The sequence below is a fragment of the Bradyrhizobium sp. FW305-F6 genome, from assembly GCF_058782905.1.
This window is the reverse complement of the sequence record NZ_JBYSYD010000004.1, coordinates 343,107-359,022: the sequence shown is the minus strand read 5'-3', so window position 1 is coordinate 359,022 and position 15,916 is coordinate 343,107. Positions and strand designations below refer to the sequence as shown.

Genomic DNA, 15,916 nt, shown 5'->3' with positions numbered 1-15,916 from the left:
GTTCACGATCAGCGACCGCCGGGCAGATACTCCCTCTTGCAGGCCGCGATGTTCTTGTCGCGTCCAGGATAGTTGGATCCGAACGCACCAACATATTTGAGGCAGTCCATGTATTTTCGATTGCCCATCCAGCCGTAGTCCGGGCCGAACGCGCCTGCGGCAGCCGGCGAGTGCGAGGCCGAGCCGGCCAGCAAGCCGATTCCGATAACCAAAGCGGCGCAAGTCGCGAAACGTGGAAACTTCATGACCCTCTCCCATGTGCTCTGCAGCCGGGACAACCGGCGCGTGGCAGCACACTGACGGAAGGCGGAGCGAAGGAAAGTGTCGGCCATCACACTGCGCGACCGGCCGACGACGGTGCAGTTTCTCCTGGCTGCCATCGACCGCACGAGCGACCGCTGCGACCGAACTCGCGGCAAACAAAAAGCCCGGCCAACCGGCCGGGCTTTTGATTGATTGCGATCGGCGCAAGCGTTGCTTACGCCGCCTCGTCGGCAACGGTGGTGTCGTCGCCATCGGTATCGTCGGCTTCGCCCTCGGCATCCGCATCGCCCTCACCTTCGGCGGCTTCCGCCTTGGCGTTGCGGCGCGGGCTCTTGGCGAGCTGCGCCTCGATCTCCTTGACCGCTTCGGTCTCGGTCGAGTGCTGCACCACCGCGATCTCGCGGGAGAGACGGTCGAGTGCCGCTTCATAGAGCTGGCGTTCAGAGTAGGACTGCTCTGGCTGCGATTCCGAGCGATAGAGATCGCGCACGACTTCCGCGATGGCGACGATATCGCCCGAATTGATCTTCGCTTCGTATTCCTGGGCGCGGCGCGACCACATGGTACGCTTGACGCGGGCGCGACCCTTGAGGGTCTCCAGCGCCTTCTTGACCAGCGCGGGCTCGGACAGCTTGCGCATGCCGACATTGGCGACCTTGGCGGTCGGCACGCGCAGCGTCATCTTGTCCTTGATGAAGTTGATGACGAACAGCTCGAGCTTCGCACCGGCGATCTCCTGCTCCTCGATGGCCAGGATCTGGCCAACGCCGTGAGCGGGATAGACCACGAATTCGTTGGCCTTGAAGCCCTGACGCTGGGTCACGACCTTCTTTTCCTCGACCTTCGGCGCAGCCGCGGGCTTGGCGGCCGGCTTGGCAGCGACGGGAGCCTTGGCAGGCGCAGCGGCAACGGGAGCCTTCGGCGCGGCGGGCTTGGCAGCGGGAGCCTTGACGGCAGCGGGCTTGGCGGTCACAGACTTGACAGCAGGCTTGGCAGCGGTCGCTTTCGCGGCCGGTTTGGCAGTCTTGTTAGGCATTGCGCTTCTTTTGTTCTTCGAGGACTTTGCAGCCGGCGCCTTCGTCGCGGTCCGACCCTTGGATGCGCTACGGCTGGCCGCGGCGACTTTTTTGGCCTCCTTATGGGAAGCCCTCGCTGAAGTACTCTTTTTACGCGTTTTCTGTGACACAGCCTGCGCGCGGAAACTGCCACGCCCCTGTTCGACATTTGGTTTCACGGGAACCCAGAGGGGCCAACGGGGCTGACGGGGTTCGGCTTAATGTGCTCAATATAGCACATTTCCCGCAAAAATCAATGATTTAGGGGTTCTTAGGGCTGGTTTTCGGTAGAAGCGCCGCTATTACGGTTAAGTTTGAGCCCGAATTAGTCCCCGGAGCCCGGGTTCGGGGAGAAAAACTTCTCAAACTTGCCATCCATGCCGTCGAATTCCTTGGCGTCGGCAGGTGATTCTTTCTTCTGAGTGATATTGGGCCAGCTCTTGGCGTATTCGGCGTTGACCCCGAGCCACTTTTCGAGGCCCGGTTCCGTGTCCGGCTTGATGGCGTCGGCGGGGCATTCCGGCTCGCACACGCCGCAATCGATGCACTCGTCGGGATGGATGACGAGCATGTTGTCGCCCTCGTAGAAGCAATCGACCGGGCAGACCTCGACGCAGTCGGTGTACTTGCACTTGATGCAGTTTTCAGTGACGACGTAAGTCATCCAACGCTCCGAAAAGCTCTTTTAGAAGTCGCGGCTTGCCTAGCGCGGATGGCCGGGCGCCGCAAGGTCGGGAAGGCCCGATCATGACGGCTTTGCGTCTTTGATCGACCAAGAAATGAATGTAATGCGCAATTAATTGCGCGTGCCGAGCTCCTCGTAGAGCACCCGCGCCGAGGCAGCATCGCCGCGGCGTTCGCTGAAGGCGGTGACCTTGAGGACGCGCACGGTGCGATCGAGCGCGATGGTGAGCACGTCACCGGCTTTGACCGCATGTCCCGGCGAGGTCTCTCGCACGCCGTTGACGCGGACATGGCCGGTGGCGACGAGCTCGGCTGCGGAGGTGCGCGCCTTCACCACGCGCGCGTGCCACAGCCATTTGTCGAGGCGCTGCCGCTCGGTCGTGGGCTACTCCTTCCGCCCCGAGAGCTGCTCCTTCAACGCGGCGAGCTTCGCAAAGGGCGAGTTCGGATCGGCAGGGCGGTCGCGCTCGCGCGGGTTCGCGCTCGAGGCGTAGGGGCGCAGCGAGGGACCTCCCTGACGGTCGCGGCCCTTGTCGCGGTCGCGGCCACGATTGTCGCGGCCCTTGTCGCGATCTCCGCCGAACTTCTTGTTGTCGCGATTGCGATCGCGATCCTTGTCGCGATCCCCCTTGCCCTGGAAGCTGCGATTGCGGTCGTCGCGGCGCTCACCGCCCTCGCCGCCTTCACGCGGCTTGCGGAAGTCGCGGCCGCCATCGCGGCGATGGCCGCCATGACGATGGCCCGGCTTCGCGCCGTCGGTTGCTTCGCCGGGCGCGGCACTCGCGGCATCGGGTGCAGCGCCGGCCTCAGCGCCGGGCCGCGGACGCTGATTGTTGTGACGCTGATGGCGATGGCGTTCGTGGCGCGGCTTGCGATCCTCGTGGCGGCCGGCGGGGCGCCAAACCTCGACCAGCTCGGGCTCGGCGGGCGCGGCAGCGGCTTCGACAGGCGCGGCAATATCGGGCGATACAGCGGCTTCGGTGGCGGCGGTCTCGGCGGCAGCGGCTTCGAGCCCTTCAGTCTCAGGGGACGTCGCAGCCTCGGGAGACGTCGCAGCCTCTTCCGCCGGCGGCGCGATGCCGGGGGCATCTTCAGGCGTGACTGCGACCTCAGGGGATGGGTCTTGCGCCGGCTCGGCCTGCGCGACCTCGTCCTGCGGCTCCATGCCGGGCGCGTCTTCGACCGTGACCGCTTCAGCGGCGGCTTCGGTGGAGGCCTCGTCCGGCAGGCCGGCAACGGCCTCGGCCGCAGTTTCGGTCTCGGCTGCGGTCTCGGTCGCAGTCTCCGCGCTGCCTTCGGCGGGCGGCGTCTCGGCCGCAACCGTTTCCGTCACCACCGGCTTCGGCGGCAGCGGCGGGCGCTTCTCCATGCGATAGCCGAGCGCGCGGAGCACGGAGGCGAAATCCTCGCCGGCCGAGCCCGTCAGCGAAGTCATCGCCTGCGTCACCATGAAGCTGCGGCCGTCGAAGGCGCCGGCGGGCTTCTCGCCCGGCGAATTCTCGCGCCAGGCCAAAGCGGGGCGGATCAGATCGGCGAGGCGCTCCAGGATGTCGACGCGCACCGCGCGTTCGCCGGCCTGTTTGTAGCCGAGCACGCGATAGGCATCGCGCGGCAGCTGCTTGTCGACCGGGAACGAGGTGCGGCCCGAGGAGGCCAGATGCTGCGCGCCCGACAGCGCGGAGAGATCGACATTGTCCTGCTTCAGCGCCCAGAGCAGCGCGGCGAGCGCACGCGCGGCGGGCTTGAGCAGGCCGGGGAAATAGATGTGATAGGCGCCGAACCGGACGCCGTATTTGCGCAAGGTCGCGCGCGAGGACTGGTCGAGATCCTTCAGCTCGTTGGCGATCTTCGGCCGCTCCAGCACGCCGAGCGCCTCGACCAGCTGATAGGCGATGCCGCGGGCAATGCCGGTGACGTCCTCGGCCTTGCTGAGCTCGAACATCGGCCCGAGCAGTTTTTCGATATGGGTCTTGAGCCAGAGCTCGAGCCGCGCCTGCACCTTGTCGCGGGGGGCGCCGGTCAGGCGCTCGTCGGAGATGATGCGGATGCGCGGATGCAGCGCCTCGTCTGCGGCAGACAGTCGCGCCACGGCATCGCCGGTCCAGCGGATGATGCCTTCGGAGGTCAGCACGAACTGCTCGTCCGGCGCATTGCCCAGCTTTTCGGCGCGCGCGTTGATCTCGCCGGCGAGCACCGCTTGCGCTGCAGCCTGCAAGGCTTTCGCATCGGAGCCGGCTTCCGCCGCGTCCGGTGCAAAGGTGAAGCCGTCGAGGCGGCCGATGACATGGCCTTCGACGATGACTTCGCCGGTCTTGCCGATTTCAGTATTCAAGCTCGTGTTCTCCCGCAGGCGGCGCATCAATACACTGGTCCGGCGATCAACGAAACGCTCAGTCAAGCGTTCATGGAGCGCATCCGATAATTTATTTTCGACCTCCCGCGTGATCCCCTGCCAGCGTTCGGGGTCTCTCAGCCAGTCCGGGCGGTTGGCGACGAAGGTCCAGGTGCGGATTTGCGCGATCCGGGCCGACAGCGTGTCGATGTCGCCGTCGATGCGGTCGGCTTGGGTGACCTGGGCCTCGAACCAGGAATCGGGGATGCAGCCCTTCTGCATCAGGAAGCCGTACAGCGTGGTCACGAGCTCGGCATGGGCCGCCGGCGACAGCTTTCTGTAGTCGGGGACCTGGCAGGCTTCCCAGAGCCGCTCAACGGCGGCCTTGCCATGGGCGACATCGCGCACCTCGCCGTCGCGGGCGGCGTGGTCGAGCACGCGCATGTCCTCGGCGATGGGCGCGCGGGTCAGCGCCTCGTGCCCGGGGCCAACGTTCAGCGAGACCTGCAGCGCGCCGAGCGAGGAGAAATCCAGCCTGGCATTGCGCCATTGCAGCACCTTCACCGGATCGAAGGTGTGGTTCTGCAGCGCGTTGACGAGTTCGGGCTCGAACGGCGCGCAGCGGCCGGTGGTGCCGAAGGTGCCGTTGCGGGTGGCGCGGCCGGCGCGGCCGGCGATCTGCGCGAATTCGGACGGGGTGAGGCGGCGGAACTGGTAGCCGTCGAACTTGCGGTCGGAGGCGAAGGCGACGTGGTCGACGTCGAGATTGAGGCCCATGCCGACGGCGTCGGTGGCGACGAGATAATCGACATCGCCGTTCTGGAACATCTCGACCTGCGCGTTGCGGGTGCGGGGCGAGAGCGAGCCCAGCACGACGGCAGCGCCGCCATGCTGGCGGCGGATCAGCTCGGCGATGGCGTAGACTTCATCGGCCGAGAACGCGACGATCGCGGTGCGGCGCGGCTGACGCGTGATCTTGCGGTCGCCGGCGAATTCGAGCTGCGACAGGCGCGGCCGCGTGATCATGGAGACGCCCGGCAGCAGCCGCTCGATGATCGGGCGCATGGTGGCGGCGCCGAGCAGCAGCGTCTCGTCGCGGCCGCGGCGGTTGAGGATGCGATCGGTGAAGACATGGCCGCGCTCGAGATCGCTGGCGATCTGCACCTCGTCGACGGCGAGGAAGGAGACATCCAAGTCGCGCGGCATCGCCTCGACGGTCGAGACCCAATAGCGCGGGTTCTTCGGCTTGATCTTCTCTTCACCCGTGACGAGCGCAACGCTGGCCTCGCCGGCCCTGGCTGCGATCTTGTTGTAGACCTCGCGCGCGAGCAGGCGCAGCGGCAGGCCGATCATGCCCGAGGGATGCGCGAGCATCCGCTCGATGGCGAGATGGGTCTTGCCGGTGTTGGTGGGACCGAGCACCGCGGTGACGCCGGCGCCGGGCACGCGATCGGATGCTGCGCGCTCGGAGGCGAAGGGGGAGGAGGGAAAAGCCATGTCTAAGGGATTAGGTAATGGCGATTTGGGCGAATGTCAGTGCTGTATGGGGCGGTGAGGGGGCTGGGACCCGATCCGTCATCCTGAGGCGCGAGGCATGGGACGCGAAGCGGGCCATGGGGAGCCTCGAAGGATGAACGGCCCGGCTGCCAGCCGAGCAGCACCAGCCGGGCCCGGCGCCCTTCGAGGGCCGCTGAAGAAGCGGCCACCTCAGGGTGACGGGAGTGACCGAGAGACACGCTCGCCCCCCTCCCCGAATCCCGCGCAACTGTTTCACTTTGCGACGCTTTTTCCGTTCGGCTTAAGCTTCGGAACGACTTGAGAACGAATCGCGGCCGAATCGCTGACTCCCCCGTGAGTCCTGTTCCGTTCTCGCAACATGTCGCGGGACTCGTCTGGGTTGCGCACTAGATGGAGTTTTGCGCGGGCGCACAAGCGGACGGATTGGTTAAAGCTGGGGATGGTTCTGAGTCGAATCAGAATCGGAGAGGAGTCAAATGGATTCCCATCTTCGTCATGCGCGGGCTTGACCCTCGCATCCATCGAAGACGAGCGTCTCTCGAAGGGGATGGATGGCCGGGTCAAGCCCGGCCATGACGGCCTCCGAACTCATTGTTGCGAAAACAACCCCATGCACAGTAGGTAAGTCGTTGAAATCACTGAGGCGCGTGTTAGGCCCCCGATTTCTCCCGTCATTCCGGGGCGCGACGCAGTCGCGAGCCCGGAATCCATCGCGCAACCGTCTCTGCGGGTTGATGGATTCCGGGCTCGCGCCAAGGGGCGCGCCCCGGAATGACGGCGGAGAGAGGAACGCCTACTGCGTCTTGGCGACCCTGGGGGGCTGGGCCGTGGTGACGAAGCTGGTGGCTTCCAGCATGGCCGGGCCGAGCGGGGTCGGCACTTTCAGCCAGAACGGGACCAGGATGCGCGTGCCGGCGATGGGGGCGAACGCGATCTCCATGTTGCGCTGGGCGGCGAGGTATTTGATCACGGGGCGATCGGGGATGTAGCCGGCGACGGGCACGAAATAGATCGAGCAGACCACGACCGGGCCACGATAGCCCTTCTCCGCCTTCACCGAGTCCATGCGCTTGAAATCGAGCTTGAGCTCGTAGCGCATGCGGCCGTCGAACACCGGCGCCGCGTTGCGGCAGGCCTCCGGCGTCACGGGATCGCCGGTACCGGGCACGCGCAGCAGCGAGGCCGTCATGGGGTCCCAGACGCCGCGGCGGTGCGCCTCGGTGACGACGATGCGGTCCGGGTCGACCGGCGGCTCCGGCAGGATCGCAAATTCCTTCACATTGCCCTTGTCGAGGGTGATGTGGATCTCTTCGGTCTTCTTCTGGGTGGTGGTGGAAGCCTGGTAGCCGGTCGCAACCAGCGCGCCGTTGACGACGCGGCCCTGGCTCGCGCCGGAGCCGGACCCGCCCGTGAACGATTTCAGAAGCCCCGAGGTGCCGCCGGAGGCCGCCGCCGAAAACACATCGTCCTGGATATCGATGTTCCAGGCGCCCTTGCCGACGGGAATGCCTGACAGCGAGGCCTCATATTGCGCCTCGAGCTTGCCCTGCGCCGCCGCCGGCGCCGCGCCGAAGGCCAGCGCCAGAGCGCCAAGCAGCGCCAGCCCGCCGCCGAGGCGCAGGCAGGCCGGGCGCAGCTTTTGCGCGAAAAGAGGCGTTGTCGGCACGAAAACAATCCAATCGAGGCGCGATGCGCTGTTATTTAAGCCAAACACTGCGGCAAACAATGTGCGAGGACGCGGGCGGCCTTGGAACTCCACCAGTCTTCGGCGGCGAATGTGCCCTTTATGTGATGGTAACGCGCGACAAACATTGCCGTTTTCTGGGAGGGCGGCGGCCGCGGTCTGCCAAACCTCTCCCGCCCTGCGGGAGAGGTCGCGCGAAGCGCGGGTGAGGGTTCTCTCCTCTGGGGGACAGCCACGTCTGTCCCGTCGCGGCACGAGCCCTCTCCCCCGCCCTCCCCCGCATCCGCCTTCTCCCGAAGGCGGGCTTCGGCGAGACAAGCACGGGGGAGGGAGCGCACCGCCTGGGCGGCTCCAAAAGAAGCCCCGAAAACTTGACGTCCCGCCCCTTCCCCCCTATACGTCCGCCCGCTCCCTGCAAGGACGACAGAATTTGCCCCCGTGGCGCCCCATATGGCGGCCGCATTCGTTGGGGGTTCGAACTCAAGGATTTCTACCATGTCTCGCCGCTGCGAACTGACGGCCAAGGGCCCCCTCGTCGGCCACAAGGTCAGCCACTCCAACATCAAGACCAAGCGCCGCTTCCTGCCGAACCTCGTCAACGTGACGTTCATCTCGGAAGCGCTCGGCCGCAACGTGCGCCTGCGCGTCTCCACCAACGCGGTCAAGAGCGTCGACCACAATGGCGGCCTCGACCCCTTCCTGCTCAAGGCCAACGCCGACAACCTGTCGCCGCGCGCCCTCGAGCTGAAGCGCGCCATCCAGAAGAAGGTCGGCGACGCGCAGCCGGCGAAGCAGGCGAGCTGAGATTTTTTGAATTGGGCGGGGGCTAGGTTGCGTCGCGTGGCGTAGGCTTAGCCGAGTAGAGTTTGCGTGGCGGCCGGATCGGAAGATCCGGCCGTTTTTGTTTTGTGGGGCGCTATCGAAAGCCGCGCCACTCGGCTGGGTTGTACCGTCCCTTTAAACGTGCGAATGTTTCATGACATGGGGGGAGGGCCGCGTGTCGGATGCGGTTCACATCTGGAATCCAGATGACTGGGAAGCGTTTGCACTGGGCCTCCTGCAGAGCAGGCACGGTGCGCTCAACGTGCACAAGATCCCTGCGGCTCACAAAGGAGATCTCGGCATCGACTACATCTGCGTATCCGACCTAGTGGCTTATCAATGTTACGCGGTTCGAGAGCCCATCGACATCGCAACTCGGGCAGATCGGCAGAAGACCAAGGTTACCATAGACACGAACAAGTTGGTCGCGAACTCGACAGACATCTCAAACCTGTTTCTGGGCAGCAAGATAAAGCATTGGATTCTCTTGGTACCATTGCACGACAGCAAAGAGGTCAATTTACACTGCGCAAAGAAAACTACTGAGCTTCGAAACCTGAATTGCTCACACCTCGATCCCAACTTTGCAGTCGGCATTCACGACCAAGCCTTGTTTGCGGCTAATGCCGTTGCAGCGGGAATGATTGCCCTTCAAACCATTCGTCTGAACGTTCCGCCTCCAACTCCAGAGGAGCTGAACCATTGGCAAGCGGGATCGGCGAACCTTGTCGCCAATGCAACGCACAAGTTGGGCAAGCGAACGGGGCCTAAGGGCGTCCAAGACGCTGTTTCAGAAACAGCAAGATCATTTCTTCAGGGTCGTTCAGTATTAGACGCGCTACGCTCAAGCTCACCGGATTTACACGAACAAATCATTTCCGTGGTCGCAAACCATTCCAGGAGATTGAGCTTTGCGGGACCGAAGGGCGGCCCTACGCCCGCGTCGATCCTCAATACCGAAATTGATAGCTTGATCCACTCTATCGCTGCGGCTGCACCGAACCTTTCGGATGATCTCGTTCAAGAGATCGCCCTTGGGGCGATCTCTGAATGGATAATGAGATGCCCTCTGGATTTCTAGCGCGATGCCCGTTGAGTCCCAATTGAGAAAACTGTTTGACGCTCCGTTTTCGTTCAAGTCACGGCCGGAGCCGATCGCTGGCGACCTGAGAATGTCGTGGGGCATATCGGTGCTCCTACTAAGCCTCCTGTACAGCCGAGCAAAAAAGGCGAGCTTCCAAAAGCTTCAATTCTTGGCGCACTCCGTAAGGATAGCTGAGGGGCGTGATGATGTAAGAGCCCTACTTAAAGCGGAGCTTCGACCATCGGACATCTCAGTCCGGGTAGAGCCATGGCTGAATAGAGCGATTTCTTACGCGCATGCACTTGGCCTCGTTTCGGTGGACAAGGGCAAAGTAGTCTCGCTGACCGACAAAGGCGTAACGGTCACTGGTCAAATTCAACAAAGCGGAGCGCTGGCGGAAGAAGGTGCTTTCCTGAGGGAAGTGGCTTCAAAAATTACAGACGCATTGCTTCGACGAATTTGGCGAATGGAGGACCTGCTCTGATGCTGCGCCTCAGACACCTGCGGCTACGCGCTGAAACCTCGGCGGGTCCATACGGGGCCGATCTTACTTTTGGCAATGGATTGACGGTGATTTGGGCCGACAACACCAAGGGTAAGTCGACTTGCATGCAAGCGATGCTTTACGTCCTGGGCATGGAGCGAATGCTCAGCCCTCGACGTGAAATACCCTTGCCTCACGTGATGACTAACTACGTCGAGGATGACGACAGACAACGACATACTGTCATCGAGTCCACAGTTGCACTCGAAGTCGAGAACGGCGCTGGCCAGGTAATTACAATTCACCGCCCGGTGAAGTCTCAACTCGACAACCGTCTAGTGACGGTTGATTTCGGCCCTACATTGACGAATTCAAATGCAAAAGCAACTCGTAGGAACTTCTTCGTTAGCGATGCCGGCGCAGCCTCGCGGGAGGACGGTTTTCACCACTTCCTAGAACATTTCATTGGATGGGAGCTTCCGACTGTTAAGCGATATGACGCGCCGGATGGCAAATTGTACCTAGAAACAATCTTCCCACTATTTTGGGTCGAACAGAAGATTGGCTGGTCATCTATACCGGCAGCGATCCCAACATATTTGCGTATCCGGGAGGTCCAGAAGCGTGCGGTCGAGTTCATTATGGATCTCGACGTCTATCGCCTCGAACTTCGCCGTCAGCAACTCATGGAGCAACTCACCGCGAACGCACACGAATGGCGGGCCCGCCTAGACGAGGCAGAAAGGAACATTCGTCGCGGTGGCGGCAGAATTGAAGCCCTTCCTCCTAAGCAGACTTCAATTCCCGACGAGTTAACCCAAGCCCATGTGCTAATCGCCGAGAATACAGAATGGCTACCACTGGGCCTCCTGATGACTCGACTGAGGGCCCGTGCATCGGCGCTGAGCAATACCTCCCTTCCGGAGGTAGGCGCTTCGGCGGACAAGTTAGCCGAAGAGTTAAGCCAGGTGAGCCAAAGAGCGGACGATCTAAACGCTACTAGAATATCCGCCTACAATGCCAAACAGCTAAAAGAAGCGGACATTTCTTCCTTGTTGCGCCGAATAAAATCTCTGGAAGAGGATTTGCAGAAAAATCTCGATGTTCAGAAGCTCCAGCGCTATTCCGGCAGTATAGCTGAGATTACCCCCGATCGTTGCCCCACATGCGAGCAGGCGCTGATCGATACTCTGCTGCGACAAGAGGCACTCTCCGCAGTGATGCCTATTGAAGACAATATCGAATATCTCCGTTCTGAGCTTCGAATGTTCAAAGACATCCTTGCTCGCGAGCAAGAAGCGGCTATCCGACTAAATCGAGACATTGAGGTATCAGATAGAGAATTGACAGAGCTCTATGCGCGCATCCGTTCACTTCGAACGGATTTGGTCTCGCCCAACACCTCTCCGTCACTTGCAGCCATCGAAGAGCGCATTCGCACAGAGAATCGCCTCCGCGAGCTCGAAGAGATGGAAACGACCTTCCAAAACATGATCGACCGCCTCAAGGAAATTTCTACAGAATATGCCAAGTTGCTGGTCGAACAGGCGTCTCTGCCCCGCGAAAAACTAAGCCATAGCGATGATGTCAAGCTAACTCAGCTAACGCGGATCGTACGAGAGCAGACAAAGCAATTTGGATTCAGCACGTTTGATCCCGACGAAGTTAGCATTTCTGATGATAGCTACCGACCGCAAAAGGAAGGCTTTGAAATCGGGTTCGAAACATCCGCAAGCGATGCAATTCGACTTAAATGGGCGTATCAGCTAGGACTACTTGAGCTTGCTAGCCTGGAGAAAACAAATCATCCAGACTTGCTTGTGTTTGATGAGCCGAGACAACAATCCTCTGCAAGGGTTAGCTTCCAACGGCTACTTGAACGAGCTTCGTCCGCAAAGTCACGAGGACAACAGGTCATTTTCTCGACGAGCGAGGACTTGACGATATTGAAGGGCATCATCGCGAATTTGGATTGCGAAGCACTTATCTTTCCCGGCTATCTGATCAAACCACTCCATTCTCTGCGTCATGACAACGCCTGAAGCACGCAAGGTCGCGGATCTCGACTTGGACCCGTACGCAGGTGATCCCTTCTTCAAGCGGCACACTGATCCGACCTGGAACGCGTGCATAGGCGAACAGGGCGACGAGGAGAACTATCTTGACGGCTACATCGATGCCGCCCTCCAACTTTCACACCTCATCATAGAGAAGAAGCTGTTCGCGAAGCGCGATACCCTAGTGTTACCTATTCTGTATACTGCTAGGCACGCCGTCGAACTGGCGCTGAAATTTTCAACGAACCACCTTGAAGGGGCTAGATTGCTTCAAAAGCCAGCAGGACGCCCCTCTCACAATATCCGCGACTACTGGGAAAGGCTCGACCGCGCAGCAATCGGGGACGAAATCATCTCAAAAAAACTGTCGGAATTGAAACCCTTCATCGACAGCCTCTCGCGCATCGATCAAGACGGGCAAGAACTTCGATATCATCTAAATCAGTTCAGCGACCCAAGCCTCTCATCGTACTCACTTGCAAACCTTGAAGTGATCCAGGCGAGCCTCATCGACCTATCGGAAATAATTGAGGTCCTGAAGAACCGTACGGTATCCTTTGTTGACGAACGTCACAGTGGCCTTTTTACAAGTCGCTGCTCGCGGCGCGACCTCGTGACCATTGCACAACTAATGCCGAGGAGAGAATCTTGGTCCACCAGTTTATTCGACAAACAGAAAGACGTCGTCATCAAGCGGTTTAATTTGTCGAGCCGACAATTCCAAGAAGCCTTGAGCGTAATCCAGACCGCACGTGAGACTAAAGCTATCCTCGGAATGGAAACCGAGTTGCTCAATCTCACTGACGACGAGGTTGTCTGGATGGTCGAGCAGTGGAGACGAATCCACCCGAAAGCGCAAGAGGGGGAAGTGGCGCTTCCAAAATTCATCGACCGCGCCTGGATCGAACAGTTGAAGGAAGAACGAAAGATTCAGAGTGAGGTTATTTCGACGGTGCGGGAAAAGATGCCTAGTGCCAAGCTAGCTGAAATTGAGGCAATCTTTTATTTGGGCCGCGACGGCGTTTATCCAGAGGATTACGAGACGTTTGTTGAGAAGAAGCAGAAGGAACATGCCGCTGAGAACGACGCGCAGGCCGAGATTGTTCACCTTATGACAAAGACCAACTTCCTCCACTCGGTAACAATCGCCACGCGTAAGCTTGGGCGGTTGTCCCTGGCAACTCAGTTAGCCCTTATGTAAGTTCATACATCCGTACTTTCTCACTGAGAGTCGGCCGTTCTTTTTGACATTAGCAATGTTTCCCAACTTTCTGCTATACTCGCCCCGGTAGCATCACCCGGAGCTGCATCCCATGGAGCAGGCGCACGAGGCCGACCGCAAGCCCGAACCGAAGCATCTCGTCATCTGCTGTGACGGCACCGGCAACGAGATCAGCGAGAACATCTCCAACGTCCTGAAGCTCTATCGCTGCCTGCGCAAGACCGAGAAGACGTCGCCGCGGCAGATGGTGTTCTACGATCCCGGGGTCGGCACGGTGACGGAGCCGACGACGTGGCACCGGCTCAAGGCTAACATCAACCTGGTGCTGGGGCTCGCCACCGGTTACGGGCTCGATGACAACGTGCTCTCGGCCTATGGCTTCCTGGTCCAGCACTACGCGCCGGGCGACAAGATCTACCTGTTCGGCTTTTCGCGCGGGGCCTACACGGTGCGCGTGCTGGCGGGGCTGATCCACAAGATCGGGCTGATCCGCCCCGAACAGGCGAACCTCGCCGGCTCGGGGCTGATCGCCTACAAGCAATATTCCGGCACCGGGCGCGGCAACGCCATCAAGGATGTCGAGGACGTCGCGTTCGACGAGAGCGGGCCGCTGCCGACGGACGCCTTCGACCTCGCCGCGCAGTTCGCGCGCATCACCTCGACGCGCTGGCCGACCATTTACTTCGTCGGCGTGTGGGACACGGTGGCGAGCGTGATCGTGCCGCGCCCCGACCGGTTGTTCTGGCCGAGCCTGGAGGAGCTCGCCTTCACGCGGCGCGACCCCAGCATCAGGATCTTCCGGCAGGCGATCGCGATCGACGAGCGGCGGCGCATGTTCCGCCTCAACCGGTACGAGGAGCCGCAGGAGTTCTGGAGCAACCGCTACGTGCCCGACGAGAAGAAGGTGCCGCAGGACATCTTGCAGGTGTGGTTCGCCGGCGTGCACAGCGATATCGGCGGCGGCTATCCGGAAGCGGAAAGCGGGGACTCCAAATATCCGCTGCTGTGGATGATCGACGAGGCCGAGAAGGCCGGACTGAAGTTCAACCCGCGCACGGTGAACCAGCTGGCCTGGGGCATCCAGCGCAAGAACTCGCCGTTCCACTATGTCGCGCCGGCCTTCACCGGCAAGACCGGCACGCTGCACGATTCCATGAACTGGGCCTGGCGGGTGCTGGAATTCCTTCCGAAGCGCGCGAAATATCGCGAGTGGCCGGAGCGGAAGGTCTGGCTCGGCTTCTACATTCCCGATGCCGAGCCGCGCCTCATTCCCGAGGGCGCGCATGTGCATGAGAGCGTCGTGAAGCGGATAGAGGTGGAGCCGGGCTACCGGCCGGTGAACATGCCGAAGGATTATGTGACGGTGCCGATGCCGGTGCCGCCGGGGGTGGACCTCGCGGCGGGGGCGGAGGTGGAGAGCGTGACGGGGTGAGGCGGGGTGCCCTTACCCTCCCCTGGAGGGTGGGCACCCCGCTACCGCTGGTTTTACGCTTCGCTGACACTTTTCATTAAAATTCTCGTGCGCCGCTTAGCGCGATTGCATCATCTCGCGTGCCATCATGGCCCTCCAAACCGACTGCAACGCCGAGCGGACTTGGAGGGGACGTGCCACAGCATCCGCGAAAATTTGCCCGCGTGAAGCCCGCAGGACTGGTGTCGCGGCAGGCCAAGATCATCACCGACCCGCGCGCGCCGGTGATCCCGTGCACGCTGATCGACTATTCGCCCGGCGGAGCCTGCGTCGATCTCGGCGGCCAGGTGAAGATTCCCGATAGATTCGAGCTGCTGCACGTCAACACCAAGAAGCGTTGCCGCATCGCCTGGAAGCGCGGCACGCGCGTGGGCGTGGTGTTCTGAGGGGTGCCGCTGACCTCCCCTGGAGGGTGAGGGTCGATCGCATTCTGGGAGTTTTTTGCGCGGCCATCCTTCGAGACGCCCGCTCTGCGCGGGCTCCTCAAGATGAGGGCGGAGTTCGCGGCAGCAGCTTCAACGAGCACTTACGCTGGATCAGCCTCATCCTGAGGAGGCGCGTAAGCGCCGTCTCGAAGGACGAGGCGTGTGCGCAGGCCGCCGCCACAGGTCAAGTACCCTCCCCCCAGGAGAGGGTCAGCAAGCTACTTCCGCAGTCTCGCTTTCGTGCCCGCAACGATCTGCAGGGCGACGCCGGCGAGCCAGCCGGCGAAGACGAGCCAGGTCCAGGTCATGTGCGGGTCGAGCCGCAGCACGATCACCGCGACGGAGACGAAAGCGGTGAGCGTGGCGAGCAGCGTGCCGGCGGCGCTCATGAATTCGGCGGCGTCGATCTGGCTGTGGGCGTCGTCGAACGGCAGCTGCGGCGTGTCGATGCCGAGATAGAAGCCGACGGCGCCGAGCAGCATCATCAGCAGCAGGAAGCCCTGCGTGGTCAGCATCGGAATCGCCGCGCCGACATAGGCGCCGACGAACAGCCCGCACGCGGCGCCCGCCATCGCAAGGCCGACGCGCTCGAAGACGTGAGCCGCTTTGCGGACGGGATAACGCATGGGCGGGCCTCCGTTGCTTCGTTTCTTCGTAGAAGGTTAGGCCAGTTTTGGGACCTGTGGAAGCAGAGGAGATTTACGGAGGGATTTGGAGGAAGGCCTTGGTTGCCTTTCCGTCGAGGCCGGGCTTGTCCCGGCCATCGTCATTGCGAGCGAAAGCGAAGCAATCCAGAGTCTTTCCGCGGAGGGAT

The 15,916-nt window shown here is 61.7% G+C and carries 13 protein-coding genes and 1 pseudogene; 7 read left to right on the top strand and 7 right to left on the bottom strand.

What is annotated here, in order from left to right; genetic code table 11:
- Positions 1 to 8: 8 nt before the first annotated feature.
- From AC3WLX_RS26170 to AC3WLX_RS26145, 6 genes and pseudogenes are all read right to left on the bottom strand, one after another.
- Positions 9 to 245 carry a hypothetical protein gene (locus tag AC3WLX_RS26170; protein ID WP_492338108.1) on the bottom strand — a complete coding sequence of 79 codons (237 nt, stop codon included), beginning with the start codon at positions 243 to 245 and terminating at the stop codon, positions 9 to 11.
- A gap of 233 nt (positions 246 to 478) precedes the next feature.
- Entirely contained in the window at positions 479 to 1,300 is an 822-nt protein-coding gene (locus tag AC3WLX_RS26165) for a CarD family transcriptional regulator (protein WP_492338107.1), read from the bottom strand.
- Positions 1,301 to 1,644: 344 nt separating this feature from the next.
- Complete coding sequence (fdxA, locus tag AC3WLX_RS26160; protein ID WP_291628573.1) at positions 1,645 to 1,983, bottom strand: ferredoxin FdxA; 339 nt, start codon at positions 1,981 to 1,983, stop codon at positions 1,645 to 1,647.
- A gap of 132 nt (positions 1,984 to 2,115) precedes the next feature.
- Positions 2,116 to 2,379 (bottom strand): annotated as a pseudogene (locus tag AC3WLX_RS26155) (RNA-binding S4 domain-containing protein); the annotation flags it as partial.
- Positions 2,380 to 2,388: 9 nt separating this feature from the next.
- The gene (locus AC3WLX_RS26150) at positions 2,389 to 5,832 is read right to left on the bottom strand and encodes a helicase-related protein (RefSeq protein WP_492338106.1); all 3,444 of its coding nucleotides are present in this window, start codon (positions 5,830 to 5,832) and stop codon (positions 2,389 to 2,391) included.
- Positions 5,833 to 6,646: 814 nt separating this feature from the next.
- Complete coding sequence (locus tag AC3WLX_RS26145; protein WP_492338411.1) at positions 6,647 to 7,456, bottom strand: DUF3108 domain-containing protein; 810 nt, start codon at positions 7,454 to 7,456, stop codon at positions 6,647 to 6,649.
- A 576-nt stretch (positions 7,457 to 8,032) separates the two neighbouring features.
- Here AC3WLX_RS26145 and rpmB point away from each other — a divergent pair.
- The 7 genes from rpmB to AC3WLX_RS26110 all read left to right on the top strand — a co-directional run bounded on the left by rpmB (position 8,033) and on the right by AC3WLX_RS26110 (position 15,063).
- Complete coding sequence (gene rpmB, locus AC3WLX_RS26140) at positions 8,033 to 8,341, top strand: 50S ribosomal protein L28 (RefSeq protein ID WP_061882608.1); 309 nt, start codon at positions 8,033 to 8,035, stop codon at positions 8,339 to 8,341.
- Positions 8,342 to 8,534: 193 nt separating this feature from the next.
- Positions 8,535 to 9,440 (top strand): hypothetical protein, encoded by a 906-nt coding sequence (locus AC3WLX_RS26135; RefSeq protein ID WP_492338105.1) that lies wholly within the window; start codon positions 8,535 to 8,537, stop codon positions 9,438 to 9,440.
- 22 nt (positions 9,441 to 9,462) lie between these two features.
- On the top strand, positions 9,463 to 9,927 hold the full coding sequence (locus tag AC3WLX_RS26130; protein ID WP_492338104.1) for a hypothetical protein: 465 nt from the start codon (positions 9,463 to 9,465) through the stop codon (positions 9,925 to 9,927).
- Positions 9,927 to 11,969 (top strand): hypothetical protein, encoded by a 2,043-nt coding sequence (locus AC3WLX_RS26125; protein ID WP_492338103.1) that lies wholly within the window; start codon positions 9,927 to 9,929, stop codon positions 11,967 to 11,969. Before AC3WLX_RS26130 ends, AC3WLX_RS26125 begins: the two co-directional genes overlap by 1 nt.
- Positions 11,970 to 11,994: 25 nt before the next feature.
- On the top strand, positions 11,995 to 13,185 hold the full coding sequence (locus AC3WLX_RS26120) for a hypothetical protein (RefSeq protein ID WP_492338102.1): 1,191 nt from the start codon (positions 11,995 to 11,997) through the stop codon (positions 13,183 to 13,185).
- A gap of 112 nt (positions 13,186 to 13,297) precedes the next feature.
- Positions 13,298 to 14,638: a T6SS phospholipase effector Tle1-like catalytic domain-containing protein gene (locus AC3WLX_RS26115; RefSeq protein ID WP_492338101.1), complete on the top strand. Its 1,341-nt coding sequence runs from the start codon at positions 13,298 to 13,300 to the stop codon at positions 14,636 to 14,638.
- Between the two features lie 173 nt (positions 14,639 to 14,811).
- Positions 14,812 to 15,063 carry a PilZ domain-containing protein gene (locus tag AC3WLX_RS26110; protein WP_291630643.1) on the top strand — a complete coding sequence of 84 codons (252 nt, stop codon included), beginning with the start codon at positions 14,812 to 14,814 and terminating at the stop codon, positions 15,061 to 15,063.
- A gap of 257 nt (positions 15,064 to 15,320) precedes the next feature.
- Here AC3WLX_RS26110 and AC3WLX_RS26105 read toward each other — a convergent pair whose 3' ends face one another.
- A complete protein-coding gene (locus AC3WLX_RS26105) occupies positions 15,321 to 15,728 on the bottom strand; it encodes a hypothetical protein (protein ID WP_291630645.1) in 408 nt (135 codons plus the stop codon).
- Positions 15,729 to 15,916: the final 188 nt, after the last annotated feature.